The 22,951-nt window shown below is 61.2% G+C and carries 18 protein-coding genes, 6 tRNA genes and 1 pseudogene; 15 read left to right on the forward strand and 10 right to left on the reverse strand.

Annotated elements, in window-relative coordinates:
- The first annotated feature begins 113 nt into the window (after positions 1 to 113).
- The 4 genes and pseudogenes from ACZ445_RS09240 to ACZ445_RS09255 all read left to right on the forward strand — a co-directional run bounded on the left by ACZ445_RS09240 (position 114) and on the right by ACZ445_RS09255 (position 4,573).
- Positions 114 to 875 carry an SDR family oxidoreductase gene (locus tag ACZ445_RS09240; protein ID WP_179028803.1) on the forward strand — a complete coding sequence of 254 codons (762 nt, stop codon included), beginning with the start codon at positions 114 to 116 and terminating at the stop codon, positions 873 to 875.
- 203 nt (positions 876 to 1,078) lie between these two features.
- Complete coding sequence (locus tag ACZ445_RS09245; RefSeq protein ID WP_464705063.1) at positions 1,079 to 2,491, forward strand: aminotransferase-like domain-containing protein; 1,413 nt, start codon at positions 1,079 to 1,081, stop codon at positions 2,489 to 2,491.
- A 1,023-nt stretch (positions 2,492 to 3,514) separates the two neighbouring features.
- Positions 3,515 to 3,715: pseudogene (locus ACZ445_RS09250) on the forward strand (HAMP domain-containing protein); the annotation flags it as partial.
- 15 nt (positions 3,716 to 3,730) lie between these two features.
- A complete protein-coding gene (locus ACZ445_RS09255; RefSeq protein WP_464708602.1) occupies positions 3,731 to 4,573 on the forward strand; it encodes a methyl-accepting chemotaxis protein in 843 nt (280 codons plus the stop codon).
- 36 nt (positions 4,574 to 4,609) lie between these two features.
- On the opposite strand, the gene ACZ445_RS09260 is transcribed toward ACZ445_RS09255, so the two are convergent.
- Both ACZ445_RS09260 and ACZ445_RS09265 read right to left on the reverse strand, forming a co-directional pair.
- The gene (locus ACZ445_RS09260; RefSeq protein WP_058427173.1) at positions 4,610 to 5,422 is read right to left on the reverse strand and encodes an alpha/beta fold hydrolase; all 813 of its coding nucleotides are present in this window, start codon (positions 5,420 to 5,422) and stop codon (positions 4,610 to 4,612) included.
- A gap of 270 nt (positions 5,423 to 5,692) precedes the next feature.
- Positions 5,693 to 6,463 carry a hypothetical protein gene (locus ACZ445_RS09265; RefSeq protein WP_058427172.1) on the reverse strand — a complete coding sequence of 257 codons (771 nt, stop codon included), beginning with the start codon at positions 6,461 to 6,463 and terminating at the stop codon, positions 5,693 to 5,695.
- 360 nt (positions 6,464 to 6,823) lie between these two features.
- Here ACZ445_RS09265 and ACZ445_RS09270 point away from each other — a divergent pair.
- From ACZ445_RS09270 to ACZ445_RS09295, 6 genes are all read left to right on the forward strand, one after another.
- Positions 6,824 to 6,899, forward strand: a tRNA-Glu gene (locus ACZ445_RS09270).
- A gap of 3 nt (positions 6,900 to 6,902) precedes the next feature.
- A tRNA-Gly gene (locus tag ACZ445_RS09275) sits at positions 6,903 to 6,978 on the forward strand.
- A gap of 104 nt (positions 6,979 to 7,082) precedes the next feature.
- Positions 7,083 to 7,158 (forward strand) — tRNA-Glu (locus ACZ445_RS09280).
- Between the two features lie 4 nt (positions 7,159 to 7,162).
- Positions 7,163 to 7,238, forward strand: a tRNA-Gly gene (locus ACZ445_RS09285).
- A gap of 103 nt (positions 7,239 to 7,341) precedes the next feature.
- Positions 7,342 to 7,417 (forward strand) — tRNA-Glu (locus ACZ445_RS09290).
- Positions 7,418 to 7,420: 3 nt separating this feature from the next.
- Positions 7,421 to 7,496, forward strand: a tRNA-Gly gene (locus ACZ445_RS09295).
- Between the two features lie 89 nt (positions 7,497 to 7,585).
- On the opposite strand, the gene ACZ445_RS09300 is transcribed toward ACZ445_RS09295, so the two are convergent.
- The gene (locus ACZ445_RS09300; protein WP_058427532.1) at positions 7,586 to 8,377 is read right to left on the reverse strand and encodes a response regulator transcription factor; all 792 of its coding nucleotides are present in this window, start codon (positions 8,375 to 8,377) and stop codon (positions 7,586 to 7,588) included.
- Between the two features lie 139 nt (positions 8,378 to 8,516).
- Here ACZ445_RS09300 and ACZ445_RS09305 point away from each other — a divergent pair, with 139 nt between their 5' ends.
- Together ACZ445_RS09305 and ACZ445_RS09310 are read left to right on the forward strand one after the other, a co-directional pair.
- Positions 8,517 to 9,620, forward strand: a complete 1,104-nt coding sequence (locus tag ACZ445_RS09305) for a polyamine ABC transporter substrate-binding protein (RefSeq protein ID WP_058427533.1) — start codon at positions 8,517 to 8,519, stop codon at positions 9,618 to 9,620.
- A 59-nt stretch (positions 9,621 to 9,679) separates the two neighbouring features.
- The gene (locus ACZ445_RS09310; protein ID WP_058427534.1) at positions 9,680 to 9,931 is read left to right on the forward strand and encodes a hypothetical protein; all 252 of its coding nucleotides are present in this window, start codon (positions 9,680 to 9,682) and stop codon (positions 9,929 to 9,931) included.
- 11 nt (positions 9,932 to 9,942) lie between these two features.
- On the opposite strand, the gene pdxR is transcribed toward ACZ445_RS09310, so the two are convergent.
- A complete protein-coding gene (gene pdxR, locus ACZ445_RS09315; protein WP_464708227.1) occupies positions 9,943 to 11,448 on the reverse strand; it encodes a MocR-like pyridoxine biosynthesis transcription factor PdxR in 1,506 nt (501 codons plus the stop codon).
- A gap of 77 nt (positions 11,449 to 11,525) precedes the next feature.
- Here pdxR and ACZ445_RS09320 point away from each other — a divergent pair, with 77 nt between their 5' ends.
- Positions 11,526 to 13,187: a M24 family metallopeptidase gene (locus ACZ445_RS09320; protein ID WP_464708229.1), complete on the forward strand. Its 1,662-nt coding sequence runs from the start codon at positions 11,526 to 11,528 to the stop codon at positions 13,185 to 13,187.
- A 31-nt stretch (positions 13,188 to 13,218) separates the two neighbouring features.
- On the opposite strand, the gene ACZ445_RS09325 is transcribed toward ACZ445_RS09320, so the two are convergent.
- The 6 genes from ACZ445_RS09325 to ACZ445_RS09350 all read right to left on the reverse strand — a co-directional run bounded on the left by ACZ445_RS09325 (position 13,219) and on the right by ACZ445_RS09350 (position 20,433).
- Positions 13,219 to 14,958, reverse strand: a complete 1,740-nt coding sequence (locus tag ACZ445_RS09325; protein ID WP_464708230.1) for a dipeptidase — start codon at positions 14,956 to 14,958, stop codon at positions 13,219 to 13,221.
- 95 nt (positions 14,959 to 15,053) lie between these two features.
- Positions 15,054 to 16,271: a phospholipase D-like domain-containing protein gene (locus ACZ445_RS09330; protein WP_464708231.1), complete on the reverse strand. Its 1,218-nt coding sequence runs from the start codon at positions 16,269 to 16,271 to the stop codon at positions 15,054 to 15,056.
- Positions 16,272 to 16,322: 51 nt separating this feature from the next.
- Positions 16,323 to 16,970, reverse strand: coding sequence for a MotA/TolQ/ExbB proton channel family protein (locus ACZ445_RS09335; RefSeq protein WP_058427539.1), 648 nt, complete (start codon positions 16,968 to 16,970; stop codon positions 16,323 to 16,325).
- 17 nt (positions 16,971 to 16,987) lie between these two features.
- Positions 16,988 to 19,270, reverse strand: a complete 2,283-nt coding sequence (locus ACZ445_RS09340; RefSeq protein WP_179029657.1) for a TonB-dependent receptor — start codon at positions 19,268 to 19,270, stop codon at positions 16,988 to 16,990.
- 24 nt (positions 19,271 to 19,294) lie between these two features.
- Positions 19,295 to 20,023, reverse strand: coding sequence for an energy transducer TonB family protein (locus ACZ445_RS09345; RefSeq protein ID WP_179029658.1), 729 nt, complete (start codon positions 20,021 to 20,023; stop codon positions 19,295 to 19,297).
- A gap of 2 nt (positions 20,024 to 20,025) precedes the next feature.
- Positions 20,026 to 20,433 (reverse strand): ExbD/TolR family protein, encoded by a 408-nt coding sequence (locus ACZ445_RS09350; RefSeq protein ID WP_005786670.1) that lies wholly within the window; start codon positions 20,431 to 20,433, stop codon positions 20,026 to 20,028.
- Between the two features lie 190 nt (positions 20,434 to 20,623).
- On the opposite strand from ACZ445_RS09350, the gene ACZ445_RS09355 reads away from it, so the two are divergent.
- Both ACZ445_RS09355 and ACZ445_RS09360 read left to right on the forward strand, forming a co-directional pair.
- Entirely contained in the window at positions 20,624 to 21,178 is a 555-nt protein-coding gene (locus ACZ445_RS09355) for a GNAT family N-acetyltransferase (RefSeq protein ID WP_179040721.1), read from the forward strand.
- Entirely contained in the window at positions 21,175 to 22,749 is a 1,575-nt protein-coding gene (locus tag ACZ445_RS09360) for an alkaline phosphatase D family protein (RefSeq protein WP_179040722.1), read from the forward strand. The genes ACZ445_RS09355 and ACZ445_RS09360 overlap by 4 nt, the downstream gene beginning before the upstream one ends.
- Positions 22,750 to 22,951: the final 202 nt, after the last annotated feature.

The raw sequence follows: 22,951 nt of genomic DNA on the forward strand, positions 1-22,951 counted from the left end.
TCTGTTATCACTGGCACTCATGCAGCCCCAACCGGCCTTTTGATAGTGCTGACGCGCCCGGCGCAGCCTTGGCTAGACTCGACCCACGGTTATCTCCCCACAGGACATCTTTCATGAGCATGACGTTTTCCGGCCAGGTCGCCCTGGTGACCGGTGCCGCCGCCGGTATCGGCCGCGCTACCGCACTGGCGTTCGCCGCCGAAGGTTTGAAGGTGGTGGTCGCTGACCTGGACGTTGCAGGCGGCGAAGGCACCGTCGCACTGATCCACCAGACCGGCGGCGAAGCGCTGTTCGTGCGCTGCAACGTCACGCTGGAGGCGGATGTGCGGCAATTGATGGCCCAGACCCTCGCCGCCTACGGCTGCCTGGACTACGCCTTCAATAATGCCGGGATCGAGATCGAGAAGGGCAGGCTGGCGGATGGGACCCTTGACGAGTTTGACGCCATCATGGGCGTCAACGTCAAAGGCGTGTGGTTATGCATGAAGCATCAGTTGCCACTGTTGTTGGCCCAGGGCGGCGGGGCGATCGTCAACACCGCGTCGGTCGCGGGGTTGGGCGCGGCGCCGAAGATGAGCATTTATGCCGCATCCAAGCACGCAGTGATCGGCCTGACCAAATCAGCGGCCATCGAGTACGCGAAGAAGAAAATCCGCGTCAATGCGGTCTGCCCGGCCGTGATCGACACCGATATGTTCCGGCGTGCCTATGAAGCCGACCCGCGCAAGGCCGAATTCGCCGCGGCCATGCACCCGGTCGGGCGCATTGGCACGGTCGAGGAAATCGCCAGTGCGGTGCTTTACCTGTGCAGCGATGGTGCGGCCTTTACTACCGGTCACGCCTTGGCAGTGGACGGTGGCGCGACGGCTATCTAGGACCGCAGGTCGCCCTCCATTCGAAAAGGTCTGGGAGGGTGTGGGGTTTTTCCATAGCTGGCACAGTGCCTTGTCAGAATGTGTATCAGTAGGTAAATAGCTTAATAAAATCAATACTTTAATAAAACTTGGCGAGCGGCCGACGTGGGCTTCTGTGCTTAACTGTCCCGGGTTGAATTACAGACAGTTGAAGTGAGTGGCGCATGGATTTAGGGATCGATCGACAAGCCCTTGTACCGGTGGTGCAGCAAATCATCAGCGCGGTGGCGCAATGGATTCGCACGAGTGGGGCGAGCCCTGGTACACGCTTGCCCTCCGTTCGCCAGGTGGCTCTCGATAACCTGCTCAGCCAGTCCAGTGTGATCGAGGCATTCGAGCGGTTGGTCGCCCAGGGCGTGCTGGTTTCGAAACAGGGGTCGGTTTTCTGCGTGGCCCAGCCACCGACGGTACACGAAAGCCAGTGGTATGAAGGTGCCGAGCGAGATTGGGGCGCCTTTGCCGATAACCCGTTGGGCGAGCTGAAACTGGGCTGCGGCTGGCTGCCTGATGCCTGGCGCGAAAGCGATGACATCAGCTACGCGATTCGTGAAGTCACCCGCTGCGACACGGCTGCGCTGTTCAACTACAGCACCCCATTGGGGCTTCCGGCATTGCGCGAGCAATTGCTCAAGCGCCTGACACAGGCCCACATCCCCAGCCACCTTGACAGCATCCTCACCACGGCGGGCGTCAGCCATGCACAGGACCTGCTGATACGCACCTTGCTCAAGGCCGGCGATTGCGTGGTGGTCGAAACGCCGGGGTATGGCAACCTTTATCGGCAACTGGCATTCCATGGTGTGCAATTGCTGCAGGTGCCACGCACCCGTGGCGGGCCAGACATCGCGACGCTTGAAGCCTTGCTGCAGTGTCATCGGCCCAAATGCCTGTTCATCCACAGCCTGTATCACAACCCCACCGGTTCCAGCCTGAGTCGCACCGTGGCGGAGCGTGTGCTGGAGTTGGCGCACCGCGAGAACTTTTTGATCATCGAAGAGGACGTGTTCGGCGATCTGCAACACGCCAGTTGCACACGGCTCTCGGCGTTACCTCACGATGAGCGGGTGATCTACGTTGCAAGCTTTTCCAAGACCCTGAGCAGCGCCTTGCGCGTGGGCTATCTCAGCGCCAGCACGGCGATCATCGCGCAATTGGCCAGCCTCAAGACTTTGACCGGCTTCGGCACTTCGCGGTTTGCCGAGGCCGTGGTGGCGACACTGCTGGCAAATGGCACCTATCGCAAGTGGGTACAGCGCCTGCGCAAGCGACTGAGTGCGCAAATGGCCGCGACCTTGCAGGTGCTGGAGGATGAGGAATGGGAGGTGTTCGCCAACCCTGCCGGCGGGATGTTCCTGTGGGCGCGGCCGGGGGCTGGGGACCGGTCGCGGTTGCAGGCGTGTGCCCGGCGGCTGGGTGTTTTGCTGTCACCGGGTGCACTGTTCAGTCCAACGGATGAGCCCAGTGAGTGGCTGCGAATCAATGTGGCCTATGCTGATGATCAACGGGCACTGGCGTTATTCCGCGCCATGGGACCTGCCAGATCGACCTCGACCATTCTGAAAACGACGATCGTGTAGCTTTTTGCCATTATTGTGGCGCCAATGACTTGTGTTCGGTGCCTTGTGGTTGCCAATCTCGCTTGTGTAAACCGGGCTTGATGGCATCTGCCATTGCAAGAGGATGCAAGTGCAATGATTTCGGCCGTGCAACGACGCTTCGCCAACCTCGGTATGGCAAAAAAACTGGGCTTGGGCTTCACCCTGGTATTGCTGCTGACCGCCCTGGTCGCAGCGATCGGCGTGTGGTCCCTGCAAACTGTTGGTCAGCGCTTTGAAGGCCTCAAGGCCATGTCGTCGCTCAACAGCGGCTTGCTCAAGGTACGCCTGATCGAGCAGGACTACGCGTTGCATGCCGACCCCAAGGCCGTCGACGCCCTGCATGAAAGTGTCGACGCCTTGGCCGCCCTCGCGGCGAGCCTCAAGGCTCAGTCGGCGGCCAACGTGCCGGTCATGACCGATGTCGAACAGGCCCTGGCCGCCTACCGCAAGGCGTTCGATGAGTTTGTCGAGCTGACCCAGACCAAGGACCTGGCGTTGGAAATGGCCAGTTGGTCAGTGTCCAGCGTGGCCAATAACCTCGACGTGTTGCAGGCCGGGCTGGCTGACGACGGTGCCTATGGCCTCAAGGAAAGCCAGGGCAAGGAGGGCGCCGAGTTTATCGAGCAGGCGGGGCAGGTCAGCCAGGTTTCACGGCTGATGCTGCAAGCCATGAACGAAGCCCACGTACGTCTGGACCAGAGCCGGAAGGTGGACGCCGATGACGCCGAGCAAGGCAAGATCGAGCAGGCCGACCAGGCGCTGGCCCAGGTTGAAACACTGAAAACCGCGGTCAAGGACCCCGGTTACCAGACGGTGTTGAATGAGGTCTCCGGGCATATTGCTTCGTTCAGTGAAAAACTCGGCGAGTACACCGGCCTGCTGGCCCAGGAGAAGGTGGTCTACAAGCAGTTGCATGATCGGGCCGAGCAAGTGGTCGGCCGGGTCAACCAGGCGTATGACACTGAAGACCTGTCGATGCAGGCACAGTTGAAGAAAAGCGCGATGCTGATCATCGGCTCTTCGGCCCTGGCGCTGTTGGTGGGGTTGATCGCGGCCTGGGTGATCACCCGCTTGATCGTCGCGCCGCTGCGCAGCGTGATTGCAGTCGCCCAGCAGATTGCCGCCGGTGATTTGAGCGGGCGCATGGACGTCAGTCGCCGCGATGAGATCGGCCAACTGATGCAGGCGATGCAACAGATGGGTAATGGTCTGAGCCAGATGGTCAGCGGCCTGCAGGCCGGTATCGAGCAACTGGCCACCTCGGCGCATTCGTTGTCCAGTGTCACCGAACAAACCAATGTCGAAGTCAGTAGCCAGAAAGAAGAAACCGAACAGGTCGCCACGGCGATGAACCAGATGACCGCCACCGTGCATGATGTGGCGCGCAACGCCGAAGAAGCCGCGCAAGCCGCACAGACGGCGGACGATAAAGTCGACAGTGGCCAGCGGGTGGTGCGCCAGAGTTTGCAGCGTATTGAATTGCTGGCCACCTCCAGCACCAGTGCCAGCGCCAGCATCGAGAGCCTGAGCGCCGAGATCCAGAACATCGGCACTGTGTTGAGTGTGATCAAAAGCGTGGCCGAACAGACCAACCTACTGGCCCTCAACGCGGCCATCGAAGCGGCCCGCGCTGGTGAGCAGGGCCGTGGTTTCGCGGTGGTGGCGGATGAGGTACGGGCGTTGGCCAAGCGCACCCAGCAATCGACCGAAGAAATCGAGCGGCTGGTCAGTAACTTGCGCAACGCGGCCCAGTCCTCGGTGCAGCAGATCCAGCAAAGCGGCGAACTGGTGAAGCTGGCGGTGAGCGATGCCCTGGAAACCGAGAGCGCCCTGGGCAGCATCGCGGTGGCGGTGTCGCTGATCCAGCAAATGAACCAGCAAATTGCTGCGGCGGCCGAGGAGCAAAGCTCGGTGGCCGAGGAGATCAACCGCAGCGTCACCAGTATCCGCGCCAGTGCCGATCAGTCGGCGCTGAGCATGCAGGGCAACGCCGCATCGAGCATTCAGCTGGCGCAGTTGGGCGCGGAACTCAAGGGTATGGTCGGGCACTTCCGCCTGTGATCGCAGCGTTCATGCGGCGATCACAGGGGAGGGCAGTCAGGCGTTGTTGGCGAGGAAGGTCAGCAGGGCTTCGTTGACGAAGTCTGGGTTTTCCCTGGCGCTGATATGCCCGGCTTGCGGGATCAGGATCAGGCTGCAGCCGATCAGGCCGGCCATTTCCTCGGACTCGGCAGGTGGGCGCGGTTTGTCCTGTTCGCCGCACATCACCAGGGTGGTGTCGGCGTCCAGCTTCGGCAACTGTTCCAGCACATCTTCGCGACTGAAGATCAAGCGACCCAGGGGCACGATGCTCTGCAGCAGGCGCTCCTTGGAGTAGCCCTGCAATTGCTGGCGGAAATCCAGATACAGCGCGGATTCGCGGTCGATACCCGGGCGGAAGAAGATCGGCGCGACCACGTCCAGCAACGGCTCGGGGATCGCGCCGGCGTCTTCGATCATCTTGAACAGCGAGAAATAGTATTGGCGCGTGGCCTCGGGCTCGGCACCCAGGTAGGTGTCCATCAGCACCAGGCTGTTGATCCGTTCGGGAGCCAGCAGCGCCAAGCGTGCGCCCCACATACCGCCGACCGAGAGGCCGATCAGGTTGATCTGTGGAATATCCAACTGGTCCAGCAGTGCCAGGGCCTGGCGCGCGAGGTCGTCGAGGGAGTGGGTTGGCGCGGGCAACGGGCCGGATTCGCCATGGCCCCACAGTTCGGGCACGATCACCCGGTACTGTTGCGACAGGGCTTCGATCTGCGGCGCCCACATGTCGCGGTCCCACAGGTAGCTCGAGCCCAGCAGGACGACGGGGCCGGAACCCTGGTCGACGTAGTGCAGCGGTTGTCCATCAATGACGGCGACAGGCATAACGGGCCTCTGACTTCATGGAGTGAGGGGCACTTTTTTACGCTAGTCGGGGGCGGGGGGATAGATGCAAAGTGATGGCATCTTGGGAGGCGGCGAGGTTGTTTGTACTGACCTGGATGTTATTACAGTGGTGAGCGGGCTTGCCCCGCGTTGGGCTGCGCAGCGGCCCCAATAAAAACACCGCGTTCTGGCAAGCAGATTGCGGTGTCTGGTTTCGGGGCTGCTTCGCAACCCAGCGCGGGGCAAGCCCGCTCACTATAGGCCAGCGAATCAGTCGTAGATGACTTTCTTCTTCCACTCGGCGTCGGCGTCGACCACTTTGAGGCCTTCGGTCAGTTCGTTGACTTCGTCTTCAGCCGGCTTGCTGTTGGTCAGCACCGTGGAGTTGGCGCGCCCCAGTTGGGCTTCCAGGTGTTGCAGTTGTGCGCTGTAGATCACCGGCTCCGGCTGTTTGCGCAGATACTGCACGCCACGTTCGAATGCCAGTCGCGCCTGGCCCGGCTGCCCTTGTTGCAGGGCGTGCTGGCCGAGGTTGTTGAAGAACTCGATATGCAGCAACACCAGGATATGGCGGATCTCGCGGATCCAGTGCTTGGCCTCGTTGGCCGGCAGGAAACCATCCTGGGCCGCACGGGTAACCTGGCCGTGCAGGGCTTCGAGCAGGAAACGCACATCCTTGGCCTTGGCTTCGGTCTGGATCGGCGCGGGCGGGTTGTTCACCGGGATCGATTCGCCCTGGGCCACCAGCGTATTCAACTCGGTGATGCGGGCCTTGAGCGGCGCGCTGCCTTTATTCATGTTCAGCAGGCGCTGGTTGACGTTGAGTTCCAGGCGGGTCAGCAGCAACTTGAGCGCCGGGGTCATCAACTGGCCGGGGAAGGTCTCGGTGATTTCACCGCAACGGCGCAGGCGATCGTTAAGCTCGATCTCGGTGCGCTTCTTTTCCAGCTTGTTGTTTTCCACCACGTGGTTCATGTAGCCAATGGCGATCAGTATTGCGATCCCGGCTATTACCAGCAGGGTGATCATGAGTGGTGTCACCGGTGTGACCTCTTTATAGGGTTTACAGTGGAGTGTAGTGACTGGGCCATCTGGCGGATAGGACTGATCGACCAGTTGCCCGGGTAGTTTGCTTCTATATGGATAGGTGCTCCCTGCATGGATGCACATTGCCATCATTTGCTGGAGCGAACTATAGCGTCTTGTCGGGCGCCAGAATATAGGCGTCAAGGCCCGGACGTGCACAATCCCCCCATGAGCCCGAAAAGCTGGGGGAAGTCATTGATTTTAATAAATTTATCCTTGGGGGTTGACGATCTTTCAATCCGTCCATAGAATGCGCGCCACTTAACGCGTAAAGCACACAGCAAAACGCGGTTAAGCAGTGAATGTTGTACGTGTGTCCCCTTCGTCTAGTGGCCTAGGACACCGCCCTTTCACGGCGGTAACAGGGGTTCGAGTCCCCTAGGGGACGCCATTTGCGGGAATAGCTCAGTTGGTAGAGCACGACCTTGCCAAGGTCGGGGTCGCGAGTTCGAGTCTCGTTTCCCGCTCCAAGTTTAAGCAGTGTGGCTCTCGGGCGGCACTGAGTGAAACCAGGGCATGATCTTCGGATCTAACCCCTGGACACTGAAATACACACCATGTGTTTCAGTTGTGTGTCCCCTTCGTCTAGTGGCCTAGGACACCGCCCTTTCACGGCGGTAACAGGGGTTCGAGTCCCCTAGGGGACGCCATTTTGCGGGAATAGCTCAGTTGGTAGAGCACGACCTTGCCAAGGTCGGGGTCGCGAGTTCGAGTCTCGTTTCCCGCTCCAATTTAAGCAGTGTGGCCCTCGGGCGGCACTGAGTGAAACCAGGGTATGATCTTCGGATCTAACCCCTGGACACTGAAATGCACACCGTGTGTTTCAGTTGTGTGTCCCCTTCGTCTAGTGGCCTAGGACACCGCCCTTTCACGGCGGTAACAGGGGTTCGAGTCCCCTAGGGGACGCCATTTGCGGGAATAGCTCAGTTGGTAGAGCACGACCTTGCCAAGGTCGGGGTCGCGAGTTCGAGTCTCGTTTCCCGCTCCATATTCAACAAAAACGCCGATCAGCGATGATCGGCGTTTTTGTTTGTGCGCGATTTGTGCAGAGCCGCCGCAGGCCCGCTGCGGCAGCGTTCACTGCGTCGTCAGGGCCTCTTGCGCCGGCATGAAAAAACGCGCAAACAACTCGGATTGAGACTTGATGTTCAATTTGTTGTAGAGGTTGCGACGGTGAACTTTGATGGTCTCTGCCGACAGGTTCAGCTTGCCGGCGATCTCTTTGTTGGAAAAACCGCTCAACAGCAACTTGAGCACATCTTTTTCGCGCGCCGTGATTTGTGTGCCCAGTTGCACGATGGCCTCTGACCAGGGTGGCGGTTCGTCCTGGCTTTTTTCCGCATCAGTCTCAAAGCACATGCGCTGATGCATCAACGCCATTACCCATGGCTTGATAATGTCCAGCGTTGCGATCTGCTGCGGGCTGTAGCGCACGTTGCTGCCAAATGAAATACACAGCGTTCTGTCGGTGTCGAGTTGTACGTTGTACTGCACCTCATCCACGCTGATGTACTGGGCGAAATACTGGTGGTAATACTCGGTGGTCAGGAAGTGCTCCGGCGCGATGTCGGACAGATGAAAAAAGCCGCTCTGCGGGTTTTCGCGGTTGGCAATGTAGAACGGGTCGAGCAGGTACAGCCCTTTCACGTAGCGCTGGGTCAACGCGTCCACTTCGTCCGCATCGGCGACCTCAGTCACGCTGACCACCCGTACCTGCTGGTCGCTGAAGATCAGCACGACCCAGTTGTCGATCTGGACGTATTCCTTTAACACGCGAACCAGTGAGCTCCAGAACGCCGGGCGGTTCAGCTGCATGATCAGCGTCCCGGCCGACCGATGCCAGGCCAGGTTGTGAAGGTCGAGCGACATGTACTACCCCTTTAGGGTTAGGCATTCATGGGGCGGGGCTAAGTACTTCTAGGTATTTACTAATCGGACGTGCCGAGTATATTCACCCCTCAGCGGATGAAGGCCATGATGGCCTGTCGTTTTTGACAAGGATAGCAATATGAGTCAACCCCGTTTGCGCGCCATGTTCATGGCGGCGCTGGTCTGTGTGGGCGCGAGCGCGCCGGTCTCGGCGGCCGAACCCCGGGTCAACCTGTACAACTGGTTCGGGCTGATCGCCCCGGAAACACCCAAGGAATTCGAGCAGAAAACCGGCACCCGCATGCACATGGATGCCTTCGACAGTGCCGAGATCATGCAGAGCAAGGTCATGGCCGGGCGTACCGGTTATGACGTGGTCGTCGCCACGTCGAATGTCTTGCCCAGCCTGATCAAGGCCGGCGTACTGGCGCCGCTGGACCGCTCTCAACTGAGCAACTTCTCGCATATCGATCCGGAGATGCTGGCGCTGCTCTCCGCCAATGACCCGGGTAACCGCTACGCCGTGCCCTACCTGTGGGGCACCACCGGCATTGGTTACGACGTGGATAAGGTCAAGGCCGCCCTGGGCGAGAATGCCCCGGTGGACAGCTGGGACCTGATCTTCAAGGAAGAGAACATCAGCAAGCTCAAGTCGTGTGGTGTGGCGATGCTCGATTCCCCGAGTGAAATCATTTCGATCGCCTTGCATTATCTCGGGCTGCCCAGCAACAGCCAGAACCCTGAGGATTACCAGAAAGCCCAGGCGCTGCTGCTGAAGATCCGCCCTTACGTCCTCTACTTTGATTCATCCAGAACGGATGCCGACTTTGCCGATGGCAACATCTGCGTGGTGGTGGGCTGGGCGAGCGGGGCGCTGACGGCGCAGGCCATCAATGAAAAAAACAACACCGGGCGCAAGATTGCCTACAGCCTGCCGCGCGAGGGCGGGCTGGTGTGGTCGGAGAACTTCGTGCTGCTCAAGGATGCGCCGCATGCCAAGCAAGGTCTGGCGTTTATCAATTACATGCTTGAGCCGCAAGTGATTGCCAAGAGTTCCAACCACACGCTGTACCCCAACGCCAACAAGGATGCCACCGAGCTGGTTGAACAGAAGTTGCGCGACAACCCCTGGATTTATCCATCCAAAGAGACGATTGCCACATTGGTTCCCCTTGAACCGCTGCCCTTGAAGTTGGAGCGAATCCGCACGCGTGTGTGGACCAAAGTGAAGAGCGGCACGTGACCGGCTGAATGACCAGGCACGTCGGGCGGTTGCAGGCGTGCCGTTGAAGGAGATCAATCATGGGCCAAGCCGAATATCAGCGCGACGTGAAGTCGGACGATGACGAGGCGTACACGGAAATCGAAGAACAGATCGGCAACTGTACGCCCGAACAAGCCTGGGCCATGTATTACGTCTCGACCGGCATGGTGCGTGAGTACATTACGCGGGCGGTGATGGAGCACATTGGCCGGGGCAACCGGGCGCTGCTGCTGGAGTTTCCGGAACTGGCCCGGGCCGAAGAGAAATCCCGCTTCCTGCTGCCGCTCTAACCGCATGCCGATCAGCGATGATCGGCATTTTTGTGTGTGCGCGGGTTTGCCGCTTTGGCCAGGCGCACCGTGGCCTCACGGATTTCCGCCTGATTGATTGAGGCAAAGCCCAGGCGCAGCGCGTTTTCCGGCTGGTCCATTGGCGAAAATTGCCGACCACTGCGTACGACCAGCCCATGCTCCAATGCGGTTGCCACCATCTGCTCGACGTTTATCCTTTCGTCAAAACGCACCCACAGCGCCAGCCCGCCTTCGGGTTCGCGCACTCTGATCCGATCACCGAATGCCGCATGCAGGCAGCCCTGCAAGGTTTCGCGGCGGGCGCGGTATTCCTTGGATACGCGGCGCAGGTGTTTCTTCAATTCACCCGCGTTGATCAGGTCCGCGAGCATCTTCTGCGCCACCGCGTCGGCATCGCCCAGCATCAACGCGGCGTTGCTGTGCAGGGCTTCAATGACCGGTGTGGGCGCCACCACATAGCTGCAGCGAAACGTCGAGCCGAGCGCCTTGGACAGCGAGCCGACATAGAGCACATGGCGCTGCGAACGGTCGCTGGCCAGGGGCAGGTAGGGCCGCCCGTTGAAGTGATACTCGTGGTCGTAATCTTCTTCGATGATGCAGAAGTCATGCTGCGCCGCCAATGCCAGCAACTGTTGCCGCCGCGCTGCGTGCAGGCTCACGGTGGTGGGGAACTGGTGGTGTGGCGTCAGATAGATCATCCGTACCTTGTGCTCGCGACACAGACGATCGATCTGGTCCGTGCGGCAGCCTTCGTCGTCGACGTCCACCGTGACCAGTTGCGCACCCAGCTTGCGGAAAATCTCCCACGCCGGGGGGTAGCTCAAGCGTTCCACCAGCACCACGTCGCTAGGCTTGAGCAGCAGGCTGGCGCTCAGGTACAGCGACATCTGGGTGCCCTGGGTCAGGCAGATATTCTCGGCGCTGACCGTCAGCCCACGGTTGTTGCGCAGCATTTCGGCCAGGGCACAGCGCAACTCATAGCCGGTGCCTTCACTGCCATAACGCACGGTGTTGGAGGCAAAGCTGTTGCGCAGGGCATTGCGGTAATAGCGATGCAGCACGGCTTGGGGTAGCAGGCGGTGGTCACTGGTGCCGTTGTCGAAAAACAGTGCGCCATGCCGATGCTGCAGCGCCTTCACCTGGGCGTTCTGAGTGAAGTACGGAGCGTTCGCCTGCGCCAGGATGGGCGGTGCGAAGGACGGTTGCGCGCGACTCGGCACCGGCTTGGGCGCCAATTGCGCATTGACGAAGGTCCCACGCCGCGGCTCGCTGACCAGCCAGCCTTTGGTCATGGCTTCTTCGTAGGCCAGGATCACGGTCTTGCGGTTGACGTCGAGCAACTGCGCCATCTCCCGCGTGCCCGGCAGCAGGGTGCCGGGCGGCAAGCGGCCTTCGACGATTGCTGTTACCAGGCCTTCGGCGATCTTGCGGTAGGACGCCTGGCTGGCGCTCTCGTCCAGCTTGAGCAGCGGCCGCCATTTACGCATCTGGACCATCTGAATTATCCAAAACTGGAGGTTTTAATGGGCCTAGTCTAGCGCAACAATCAAGCCTCACTCACCCCGAGGTTGTTATGAATACACGTCATGTCATCGAACTGTCCCCCTCGGGGAAAACCTTTGAGGCCGGTGACGAACTGTTGCTGGATGCGATGCTCGCCAGCGGTCTGTCGGTGCCGTTCTCCTGCCGGCGCGGTGCCTGTGGATCGTGCAAGGTGGTGGTCGCAGAAGGGCAGTACCGGGCCAAGCAGTTGGCGCCGAACGCCCCCGCGCCATGCTATCCATTGGCCGCCAATGAAGTGCTGCTGTGCCAGAGCCACGCCTGCGGCGACATGCGCCTGGAAATCCCCGGCTGGTCCCTGGACACCCCCGCGCTGAGTGTCGAGTCACAAGTGCTGAGCAAGTGCGCATTGAGCCCTGACATCATTGAGCTGGTGCTGATGCCGGACCTGCCATTGGCGGTGCGTGCAGGCCAGTACCTCAAGTTCCGTCTGGTCGACGGTGACTCGCGGTGTTTCTCGATCGCCAACCTGCCGGCCGAAGACGATGGGCGCCTGGTCTTCCACATTCGCCGGGTCAGCGGCGGGCTGTTTTCCGAGGTCGTCCTGGACGACTTGGACGCTGGCGATCTGCTACAACTGGAAGGGCCTTTTGGAGCCTGCACCTGGCAGGACCATGACGCTGCGCCCGTGGTCCTGTTCGCCACGGGCACTGGCTATGCAGGCATCAAGCCGATCCTGCTGAGCGCCTTGAAGCGCAATGTCGAGGTGACGTTGTACTGGGGAGGCGCGCAGCCGACGGACTTTTACGACCGTGTGTTCCTGGACCAGTCAGTCATCGACCGTCCGCGTTTTCACTGGCACTCGGTGCTGGCGTCGCAGGGGCGGGTGCAGGAGGTTGCGCTGGGCCACGGGCATCACTGGGATGCCGCCCAGGTGTATGCGTGCGGCAATGGCGCAATGATCCGCCAGGTCCGCGAGCAATGCCTTGACGCGGGCGTGCCGGCTCACCGGTTTGTCGCCGAAGCCTTTGTGCCCAGTGGGGGCGCAGGGGCGCAAACGCCTTCACCCACGTTCGACCCGATCTGGGAAAAAGTCGGCCCCCGTTATTCGTTTGACGGCATGCTGGCGGCCCGTGACCAATCCATCCGCGCCCTGGCGGCCATTGCCAGCCGGCTGCGGGTGGGCATGACCACCGGCGAAGCCCTCGACATGGCCGCCGCACAACTGCAGGCCATGGGCGCCTCGCACACCTGGCACCCGACCTATATCCGTTTTGGCGCCGACACGGTCCGCCCACCCCGCGAAGGGATCGACCGCCAGCGCAGGCTACGCGCCAGCGATATCGTCGTGGTTGACCTGGGCCCGGTGTGGGATGGTTATGAGGGCGACTATGGCGACACCTTTGTCTTTGGTGATTCACCCCTACACCTGGCGTGTAAAACCGCGCTGCACGAAGTGTTCGACGAGACCCGCGACGCCTGGTTGCGAGGCCTCACCGGTCGAGAACTGTATGACTTTGCCGAGCAGAGCGCCGTGGCAAAAGGCTGGAGGCTAGCGCGCAACCTCGCGGGGCATCGCCTGGCGGACTTCCCCCATGCGCTGTTCGAGAACAAGGAACTGGCCGATCTGGACATCCCACCGAGTGAAATGGCCTGGGTGCTGGAAATCCAGCTGTGCCATCCCACGGAACCGGTCGGTGGTTTTTTCGAGGATATGTTGATGCTGCAAGCCTGAAGAGCCCGCCATTGCGGCGGGCTCCTTAACATCAGAGCTTCGGCAACTGGCCGATACGGCCCATCATTTCGGTGACGATCTGCAGGTCGAGCAGGAACTGGTCGACGGTCTTGAACTCGCCGTCGGTGTGCCCGGTGTACTTGACTTCCGGGCGCGCCAGGCCGAATTGCACGCCGTTGGGCAGTTCATGCACCGAGGTTGCGCCGGCGGAGGTGCCGAACGTGTGCTCCATGCCGAGGTTTTCCGTGGCGACTGCCAGCAAGGCCTTGACCCACTCACCTTCCGGATTGCGGTACATCGGCTCGGCCGCCGAGTAGGTGAAGCCCACCTTGACCTTGGTTTTCTTGTCCCAGGCGCTCAGCTTGTCGGCGATTTCGGTCTTGAGTTTCTCCGGCGACTTGCCCTTCGGCACCCGCAGGTTCACCGCCAGCTTGAAGGCTTTGTCATCCAGGCCGACAAAGGTCAGCGAAGTGGTCAGCGGCCCCATGAACTCATCGGAGAAGCCCACGCCCAACTTGCCGCCCAGGTAGTCCAGGCCCCAGTTGTCGGCTGCATACCGCGCCGCATCAGTGATGTGGTTGTGCTTGAGGGCGATCTTGCCGTCGACGCTGTGGATCAGCTCCAGCATGCGCGCCACCGGGTTGACCCCGGACTCCGGCTCGGAGGAGTGAGCGGATACGCCGGTGACGGTCAACTTGACGTCTTTGCCGTCGACCTTGGCGGCCACTGCAAAATCGCCGCCGTTGTGCTTGGCGTATTCAGTGCCGGCTTTTTGCAGGCTGGCGGCCAATTCGGCTGGCTTGTCGCTGACGAAGGTCGCCACCGACGCCGACGGAATCTGGTTGGTGGCCATGCCGCCGGTCATCGCGATGATTTCCGCGCCTTTGCCTTCACCCTTTCGCCGTGGGAACGTCGCCATCACCGTGCCGTAGCCTTTCTCGGCAATCACCACCGGGTAGCCGCCATCCAGCGCCAGGTTGTACTGCGGTGTCGGGTTCTTTTCGAAGTAGTAAGGGATCGCGTCGCCGGAGGTTTCTTCGGTGGTGTCGACCAGCAGCTTGAAATTGCGCGCCAGTGGCAGCTTTTCTTCCTTGATCACCTTCATGGCATACATCGCCACGACGATGCCGTTCTTGTCATCTTCGGTGCCACGGCCATACATGCGGTTGCCGATCAGGGTGACCTTGAACGGGTCGAGTTTGGTGCCATCTTTGAGCACCCAATTTTCCGGCGTCACCGGCACCACATCGGCGTGGGCGTGGATACCGACGACTTCGTCGCCACTGCCTTCCAGGGAAATTTCGTACACGCGGTTGTCGATGTTGCGGAAGTTCAGGTTAAAGGCCTTGGCCAGGTCCTGGAGCTTGCCGGCGATCTTGATGAATTCCGGGTTCTTGTACTGCGGCAGGCCATCCACGTTGAAGGTCGGGATTTCCACCAGCTCGCGCAGGGTTTCGAGGGCAGCTTTGCCGTACTTCACCCGGGTGTAGATGCCCAGCAGGCGATTGATTTCGTTCTGTTGGTCGGCGCTCAGGGTTTTGTTGTCGAGAAAGGCACTGATTGCCGGGCCGACGTCGCTGGTTTTGCCCAGGTCGCCTTTAGCCAGGGCACCGAGGAAACCGCGAAAATCGGTGACGGACGTTTCGTTGAAGTTCTTGAGAATCGCCGTGCTTTGCTCGGGCGTGATGTTGGCGAAGGCAGGGCAGGTAACCGCCGAAAGGCTCGCCGCGAACAGGGTGGCAGCCGCCAGTTGCTTGAGGGGAAAGTGCATGGAGAGACGCATTCCTTTGCAGGTAGTGAGTAGGAGGTTTCTGATCGATCTGTCAGAAACATTTCCACACACTACCATTAGTCAGGTGCCTCCGGTCAATGCTGGCCAGGGTGGGGCTCGGGGTACTCGGCGGTCACGTCCAAGGCTCTGGCATAAGGTCCATCCCACAACTGCTCGTGCAATTGCCCGACGCGCCTGGCCATCGCTTCGTTGCGCATCACCACTTCCAGGTTGCGCGAATTATCCAGGTAGCCACCCAGCCAATTGCTGGTGCCGACCCACGCGACCTGGCTGTCGATCTCCATGGTCTTGCTGTGGATCACCCGCGCATAAGGAATGAATCCCTGCCTGGCCTCGGGCAGGGTGACGATCTTGATCTGCACGTTGGGCAGCACCGCCAGGCTCTTGAGGTAAGGCAGTTCCAGCTTGTCGGTGTTCCAGTTGGACACCATCAGCTTGATCGACACCCCACGCGCCGCGGCAGCGCGCACGGCATTGTCGATCACCGCGTAGTAGGGGCGGGTTCTGTCCGGGCCGTAGGACAACGGCGCGTAGTCCAGCAATTGCACGCGCACTTCCTGCTTGGCTTCGCTCAACAGGCGCGGCAGCTCCAGCTGTGAGTCGCCCACGCCGGGCGGGTTGTAGCGCTGCGGGCTGGCCACCAGGTAGTTGCCGGTGCGCGGTGGTTCCTTACCCGCGACGGGCAGCGGCACCGGCTGGTTGTCGGTCAAGGCCTGCTGGGCGTTCCAGTCCTGGTCGAAGATGGCCTGCACTTGGCCCACGACTGTTGCGTCGGTGATGCGCAGCCCGGTTTCGTGGATGTGCTCCAGCGAGCGCCAATCGAAATTCTGGCTGCCGACAAACGCCTGCTTGCTATCCACCACCAGGTATTTGGCGTGGATGATCCCGCCACTCACACGGGCGTAGGGCAAGACGCGAAAGGTCAGGTTAGGGATCGCGCGCAGGCGTTCCAGGGTGGCGGCTTCCGATAGCCTGATGCCTTTTTCTTCGAGCAGAAAACGAATCTTCACACCGCGTTTGCCGGCGGCTTCCAGGCGCTCGATCACACGGTCCATCACCGAGCCGGGGTGGTCGGCGGCGTAGAACTGGCCGATATCGATGCGGCTTCTGGCGCCGTCGAACAGCTCGCTCCAGACCGGCCCGGGCTGGCGCAGGTCGTCGGTGCCGAGGGCGGTGTCCACCGGTACGGTGTGTACCAGTTCAAACCCCGGAATCGAAAAGTCCGCCTGGGCCAGCGGACTGAGGAGCAAGCCGGCAAGGCCGGCGATACGCAATTTCAAGGACACGGACATAACACTCTCTTCACTGATGTGGTGAGCAGGGCAAGCCTGCTCACCACAGGTTTATGCCGTGCGGCTGTGCAGCGGCGTCGGTACCAAGTGCGGCACTTCACTCTGCACGCGGGCACCGGTGGCGGCGCGGATCAGCAGGATTTTCAGCTGGTCGTTGATGCGCTCCAGGCTGTCCTGGAAGAAGTTGTGGAACACCACGCAGAACAGCGCAATGGCGATCCCCAACCCGGTGGCGAACAGGGCCGTGCCGATGCCGCCGGAGATCTGCCCTGGGTCGGACACGCCCGCCGTCGCCAGCGCCTTGAAGGTGTCGATGATGCCGAGGATGGTACCCAGCAAGCCCAGCAGCGGCGCGGCGGTGGTGATGGTTTCGATGATCCACAGGCTGCGGGCCAGCGGCGCGCGGGTGGTCAGGTACTGGGTTTCGATGACGTCATCCAGGTCCTTGCGCGATCCGTTCGACGCCTTCTGTGCCAGCACCGGCAAGACCATGCTCAGCGGCAGGCTGTCACGCCGGGTCAGGCTTTCCGGCAGGTCGCGTTCGCTGTGCACGTTGGCGCCGAGCACTTCGGTCAGCGCGCGGGCCTGGCGGCGTACATACGCGAAGTAAATCCCGCGCTCGATGGTGATGAAGATCGCGATGGCCATCGCGGCATACATCACATAGAAGGTGATGTCGTGGAGCAGGTTCATGTCCATGTTCACTTACCTCGCAATTAGAAATTGGCTTCCAGGGAAACCGTCACGGTGCGTTCCAGGCCCACGATGTAAGCCGGGTCGCCGTCGCGGAAGCCGCCGTAGGTGGCCGCGTTGGTCTTGGTGGTGTACACGCCGTCCAGGTACTTCTTGTCGAACAGGTTGTCGACGTTCAGGCGCAGCGTCGCGTCCTTGACCACTTTCTTGTCCACCGGCAGGTAGATACCGGCGCCGGCGTTGAATACGGTGCGCCCGGAGATGGCTTCGTCGTTGGTCAGGTCGCCGTAGAGCTTGCTGGTGTACTTGCCGCCGAAAGTGCCGTAGAAGCGGCCGTCGTCGTAGCCGATGTTGGCGGCCAGCATGTTTTTCGGCACGTTGGCGAACTGCTTGCCGCTGGTGGGCAATACGATCGCTTTGCCGGCGTTGTACACGGTCAGGTCGTCTTGCTGCTCGGCCTTGGTGTAGGTGTAGGAGGTGTAGTAGTTGAAGTGGTTGGGCAAAAGGCCGCTCCACTCCAGTTCCAGGCCGCTGTTGTTGACGGAGCCGGCGTTGATGTCGGCGAAGTCGCCGTTGATATCGCGCGACGACACCTGGCGATCCTTGAACTGCATATAGAACAAGGTGGCGGCCACGGTCATGTCTTCATCGGTGTAGCGCCAGCCCAGTTCGTGGTTCCAGCTGGTTTCCGGCTTGGCGTCGATGGAGCCTGCGCCCTTGTCGTACAGCACGTAGTTCTGCGGGATGCGCATGTTGCGCGACAGGCTGTAGAACACCTGGTCGCGTTCATCCACCTGGTATTTGAGGCCGGCGTTGGGCAGCAGTTTGTTGTAGCTCTGGTTACGTTTTTCCGCTTGCTCGGTGAGGCTGCCGTGGTTGGTTCCGTCACGCTTGACGTTCATGTACGCCAGGCCGCCGATCAGGGTCCAGTCCGAGTTGATGTACCAAGTGTCCTGGGCCCAGACCTTCTGCGCCGGGGTGATGGTGAAGCGGTCGCGGCCCTGGATGGTGTTGCCATTGGCATCCACCACCGCCTCGTTGGAATCCGGCCAGGTGTCGACCGGCTTGCCGCTGGCCTTGAGCGGAATGAACGGCTGGGTCTGGCTCTGGCGTGCGCGCTCGTACCAGTAGCCCACTTGCACGCTGTGATCGCCCAGGTCCCAATTCAGTTTGGTGGTGATGCCCGGACGCCAGGTCTGGGTACGTGAAGGGCGGTAGTACACGCCGCTGTTCGGGGTGCCGTCGGCGTTGTATTGGGCGCCGGTGGGCAGGTTGCCCAGGTCGAACACGCCGCCCTGGTTCGAGCCGCGGTTGAGGGCATAGCTGGACGAGCCGACGCCGCTGCCGTTACCCCAGTAGTAATACGGGATCACCGACAGCGCGAGGTTGTCGGCCAGTTTGAACTGGGTGTTGAGCACGGCAGTGAACGTCTGGAACGGGTTCTGCGCCAGGGCGTAGTAGCTGTTGTACTTGCCGTTGCTGCCCACGGTGGGGGTGGCGGGGTAGGGGTCGTACTTGCGACCATTCTGCTGAAACTGCGCCTTGGTCAGTTGGCTGTAACTGTTGTTGTCCTGCTCGTGGTACTTGAGGATCAGGTTGGCGGTGTTGCCGTCGCCCGCGTCAAAGAAGCTGTTCCACTCGACTTTGTCCGCACGCACGGCGCCCGAACCGCGCCACATCTGGCCTTCGGTGTGGGAGGCCGACAGCCAGTTGCTCAGGCCGTTGATCTCGCCGGTGTTGAGGCGGGCGAAGGTCTTGCGGGTGGCGTTGCTGCCCATTATCTGTTTGACGAACGCACCGGTTTCCTTGGTCGGTCGGATGGTCACGATGCCGATGTTGCCGCCGCTGGAGCCGATGTGCGGGCCGTCGGCTTCCGAGGAACCCTGGGTGACGAAGATCTGGTCGATGTTTTCCGGGTCGCCCAGCAGGTTGGAGTACAGCGCGTAGTTGCCGGAGTCGTTGATCGGCATGCCGTCCACCGACATCCCCACCTGGTCGGAGTTGAGGCCGCGCATGGTGAAGCGAAAGCCCGACAGGCCAGTGGCGTCTTCGCTGGAAATGTTCAAGCCCGGGGTGTACTTGAGCTTGTCCACGGCGTTGCCGGTGGCGGTCTGTTTATCCAGCGCTTCCTTGGTCACGGTGGAGCGGCCCTTGATGCTTTCTTCCTGCACCATGTAGCCGCCACCTGCCGTGGCCTTGCCCTGAACCCCAATGGTCCCGACGTCGCTGTCGCGGGTGTCGGCCATGACCATGCCATGGCCCATGCTTGCGGCAACAAGTGCCAGATGAATCCGTGTGAACCTCATCTCTGTCGTCCTGGTGTCGGGTGCTTATTGCACGCTGTAGTTGAAGGTGGCGGTGAAGCGCTGCTCATTGCGGCCCCCGAAGGCTTGCTCGGGGAACGGCTTGACTTGCTTGATGCGACGCAAGCTGTTGGTGGCGGCCCGGTTGAGCAACATGCTCGAGGCCTGGGTTTGCAAGCCGGAGTCGAGAACCCGACCCTGGCGGTCGACCAGCAACCAGACCACCACTTCGCCGCTCGGGCGTTCGAGGGAGGCCTGGCGCCCGGTGGGGTACTGCTTGTAGGTGTCCAACTCGTTGCGCAACCCCTTGAGGTAACCGCCTTCCAGTGCCTGGCCGTCGACCTTGGGAGGGGCGGGTGGCGCCGGTGTCGGCGCGGTCTGGGCCACAGGCGCCGGTGCCGGTTTGGCAGCGACCGGTGGCGGCGTCGGTGCGGGCGTTGGCTTGGCCACCACGGGCTTGGGCACAGGTTTTGGCTTGGGCTCAGGCTTGGGTTTTGGCTGCGGCTTGGGCGGTGGCGGTGGTGGGGCCGGCTCGGCCTCTTCATCCTCGATCACCGGCGGTGGCGGCTCTTGTTCCACCACCGGTTCCGGGACCACTTCCGGCTCCGGCTCGACCAGCGCCAACTCGACGGCGGACTCGTCATACACCGGTTCGACCTTCAAGGTCTGGGACTGGATACCCAGTGCAATCAGCACCAGGGCGATCAGGGCCGGGACACTGCCCAGCAGCTGACGCACACGAAACAATACGTACATGATCAGGACTTACGCGTGGCAATGGACACGGAGGTAAAGCCACCCAGACGCAGGGTGTCCATCACCTCCACCAGGCGCGAAACCTCGACGCCTTTGTCGCTGTTAACGATGATGGTCGACTTGGTGTCAGGCTTTTCGGCGGCCTTCAACGCCGGCACCAGCGCGTCGACCGTGAGGTCCTTGCCATCCAGTTGCAACTGGCCTTCCAGACCCAGGGTCAGGATGAATTTGTTCTGCGGCTTGAGCTGCTGCGAACTGCTGGCGCTGGGCAGTTGGGTCTTCATGCCGAGGGCCGGAATCACGTTCAGGCTCACGAGTACGAAAAACACCAGGAGGAACATCATCACGTCGATCATGGGGATCAGTTCGATGTGCGCCTTGCGTTTTTTCGGTTCGTCCCAGGTTCTCATTCCGCTACCCCGTTATTGAATTAGGGGCGACACGCTAACAACCAAAAATGACCGATTGGTTAACTTTAATTGACGTTTTGAGGGCTCTAGGACGCGTATTACAGGCGACTCTCGAGTCATTTTTGCGACGTAACAGAATTGAAACCCGACAGGGGCATTCTCAAAAACTTTACATCGAGGGCCCCCAGAGATGAGTAGCGAATTGCCATGTCTTTCCACCCCGCGGCTTCTATTGAGAGCACTGGAAAAGCACCAGGCCGACACGTTGTGCACCCTCGCCAACGGGCCGAAGATCGCCGATAACACGGCGAGTATTCCGTCGCCCTATACCCTGCAAACGGCGCAGGATTTTATCGACGGCATGCAGGAGAAATTTCGCACCGCAGGGCTGTTGAGCCTGGGCGTGCATCTGCGTGACACCGGCGAATTGATCGGCATCGCCAGCCTGCGCATCAATGCGCTTCATCACTATGGGCACCTTGGTGGCTGGACGGCGGCGGACGCGCGCAACCTGGGGTATGCGACCGAGGCGGCGACCGCGCTGATGGACTACGGCTTTGGCAAACTTGGCCTGCACCGTGTGGGCAGCCAGTGTTTCAGTCGCAACAAGGAGTCGGCGCGGGTCATGGAGAAAATCGGCCTGCAGTACGAAGGCTGCATGCGTGGGGCGTTCCTCAAGAATGGGGTGCATGAAGACATGCTGGTGTTCGCCACCCTGCGTGAGGATTGGGAGTTTCGGCTGTGAGGGGTGACGTTGATCACGGCCGGCGGCGGGTGCTCGCCGGGCTGGCCGTTGCCACCACCTTTTCGATCCTCAGCCCGTTTGCGCGCAGTGCCGGGGTGGACTACCCGTTCACCTTGGGCGTGGCCTCCGGCGATCCATTGCCCGACGGGTTTGTGATCTGGACGCGCCTGGCGCCGCTGTTCAATGCCGCCGATGGCCGGGGTGGCTTGAGCCGCCCGGTGCCGGTGCGGTGGCGAGTCGCCAGCGATGCGGCGATGACCCGCGTGGTGCGCCAGGGCGAGGTCATGGCCAGCGAGCGCTGGGGGCATTCGGTGCATGTGGAGGTGGCGGGGCTGGAGCCGGGCAGGCCGTACTGGTACCAGTTCGAAGGGCTCGGCGCGCAAAGCCCGGTGGGGCAGTCGCGCACGGCACCGGCGGTGCATGCCATGGTGTCGGCCCGCTTGGGGTTTGTCTCGTGCTCCCATTGGGAGCGTGGCTATTTCAGTGCGTATCGCCACCTGGCGCAGGAGCAACCCGACCTGGTGTTTTTTCTCGGGGACTACATCTACGACAGTTCCTACGCAGCGAACTCGGGCAAGATCATTCGCCCCCATGGCAGCGGCAACGCGGTGAGCCTGAGCGACTACCGCAACCGCTATGCCTTGTACAAAACCGATGCGGATCTACAGGCCCTGCACGCTGCCGCACCGAGCGTGGCGACCTGGGACGATCACGAAGTACAGAATGACTATGCCAGCCGCTGGTCCCAGGACCCGAAGATCCCTGTGGCGCAGTTTTTGCAGCAACGGGCGGCGGCTTACCAGGCTTTTTACGAGCACATGCCGCTGCGTGCCAGCAGCTTGCCGAAAGGGCCGGACATGCGCATTTATCGACGCATGGACTACGGTCGATTGGCGCGTTTCCATGTGCTGGACGGCCGACAGTACCGCTCCGAGCAACCGTGCATTCTGGCCAATGGCAGCCACCAGGGGCATATCGCCGATAACCTCTGTCATGACTTGCACGACCCCGGTCGCACAATGCTCGGTTGGCAGCAGGAGGCCTGGCTGGACCAGGGCTTTGCCCAGTCGAAGGCGCAGTGGAACATCATTGCCCAGGACTTGCTGGTGGCGCCGTTGACCCAGCGCGACCTGACCAACCACAAGCCGGGGCGCTGGACCGATGGTTGGGATGGCTACATGGCCAACCGTTCACGGATGCTGGCTTCCATCGAGCGCAACCGGGTGAACAATCCGGTGTTCTGGGGCGGTGATATCCATTCGTTCTGGGTGACGGACTTGCATGCCGATGGCAACAACCCGGATTCGCCTGTGGTCGCCACGGAGTTCGTCGGTACCTCGGTGACGTCCGACGGGCCGCCGTTTGAGGCGTTCAGCAAGATCCTGCCGCTTAACGCCCATGTGAAATTCTTTGACAGTCGTCAGCGAGGATATGTGTCGGTGGAGGTGGAGGAGGGCAGGATGCTCACGCACTTGCGCGTGATTACCGACCCGCATGATCCGGCGGCCAGGGTGTCGACGCTGAGGTCGTTTGTAGTGGAGTCGGGGCGGGCGGGGGCGATAGAGGTGTAAGGGATAGACGCATTTTTTGTGGCGAATGAGCTGTTGTGGCCAGTGGACTTATTGTGGTGAGCGGGCTTGCCCCGCGTTGGGCTGCGTAGCAGCCCCAAAACCTGCCGTGAGGTTTATCTGACATACCGCGGTGTTCCGATCAGGGCTGCTGCGCAGCCCAACGCGGGGCGAGCCCGCTCGCCACAACAGGCCCGCTTGCCAC

It is taken from the genome of Pseudomonas allii, from assembly GCF_055380095.1.

Bases quoted from the DNA above. Each gene is read 5' to 3' on its own strand.
- ACZ445_RS09240 (WP_179028803.1), top strand. From the start codon at position 114: ATGAGCATGACGTTTTCCGGCCAGGTCGCCCTGGTGACCGGTGCCGCC.
- ACZ445_RS09245 (WP_464705063.1), top strand. From the start codon at position 1,079: ATGGATTTAGGGATCGATCGACAAGCCCTTGTACCGGTGGTGCAGCAA.
- ACZ445_RS09255 (WP_464708602.1), top strand. From the start codon at position 3,731: ATGGTCAGCGGCCTGCAGGCCGGTATCGAGCAACTGGCCACCTCGGCG.
- ACZ445_RS09260 (WP_058427173.1), bottom strand. From the start codon at position 5,422: ATGCCTGTCGCCGTCATTGATGGACAACCGCTGCACTACGTCGACCAG.
- ACZ445_RS09300 (WP_058427532.1), bottom strand. From the start codon at position 8,377: ATGTCGCTCGACCTTCACAACCTGGCCTGGCATCGGTCGGCCGGGACG.
- ACZ445_RS09305 (WP_058427533.1), top strand. From the start codon at position 8,517: ATGAGTCAACCCCGTTTGCGCGCCATGTTCATGGCGGCGCTGGTCTGT.
- ACZ445_RS09310 (WP_058427534.1), top strand. From the start codon at position 9,680: ATGGGCCAAGCCGAATATCAGCGCGACGTGAAGTCGGACGATGACGAG.
- pdxR (WP_464708227.1), bottom strand. From the start codon at position 11,448: ATGGTCCAGATGCGTAAATGGCGGCCGCTGCTCAAGCTGGACGAGAGC.
- ACZ445_RS09320 (WP_464708229.1), top strand. From the start codon at position 11,526: ATGAATACACGTCATGTCATCGAACTGTCCCCCTCGGGGAAAACCTTT.
- ACZ445_RS09325 (WP_464708230.1), bottom strand. From the start codon at position 14,958: ATGCACTTTCCCCTCAAGCAACTGGCGGCTGCCACCCTGTTCGCGGCG.
- ACZ445_RS09330 (WP_464708231.1), bottom strand. From the start codon at position 16,271: ATGTCCGTGTCCTTGAAATTGCGTATCGCCGGCCTTGCCGGCTTGCTC.
- ACZ445_RS09335 (WP_058427539.1), bottom strand. From the start codon at position 16,970: ATGGACATGAACCTGCTCCACGACATCACCTTCTATGTGATGTATGCC.
- ACZ445_RS09340 (WP_179029657.1), bottom strand. From the start codon at position 19,270: ATGAGGTTCACACGGATTCATCTGGCACTTGTTGCCGCAAGCATGGGC.
- ACZ445_RS09345 (WP_179029658.1), bottom strand. From the start codon at position 20,023: ATGTACGTATTGTTTCGTGTGCGTCAGCTGCTGGGCAGTGTCCCGGCC.
- ACZ445_RS09350 (WP_005786670.1), bottom strand. From the start codon at position 20,433: ATGAGAACCTGGGACGAACCGAAAAAACGCAAGGCGCACATCGAACTG.
- ACZ445_RS09355 (WP_179040721.1), top strand. From the start codon at position 20,624: ATGAGTAGCGAATTGCCATGTCTTTCCACCCCGCGGCTTCTATTGAGA.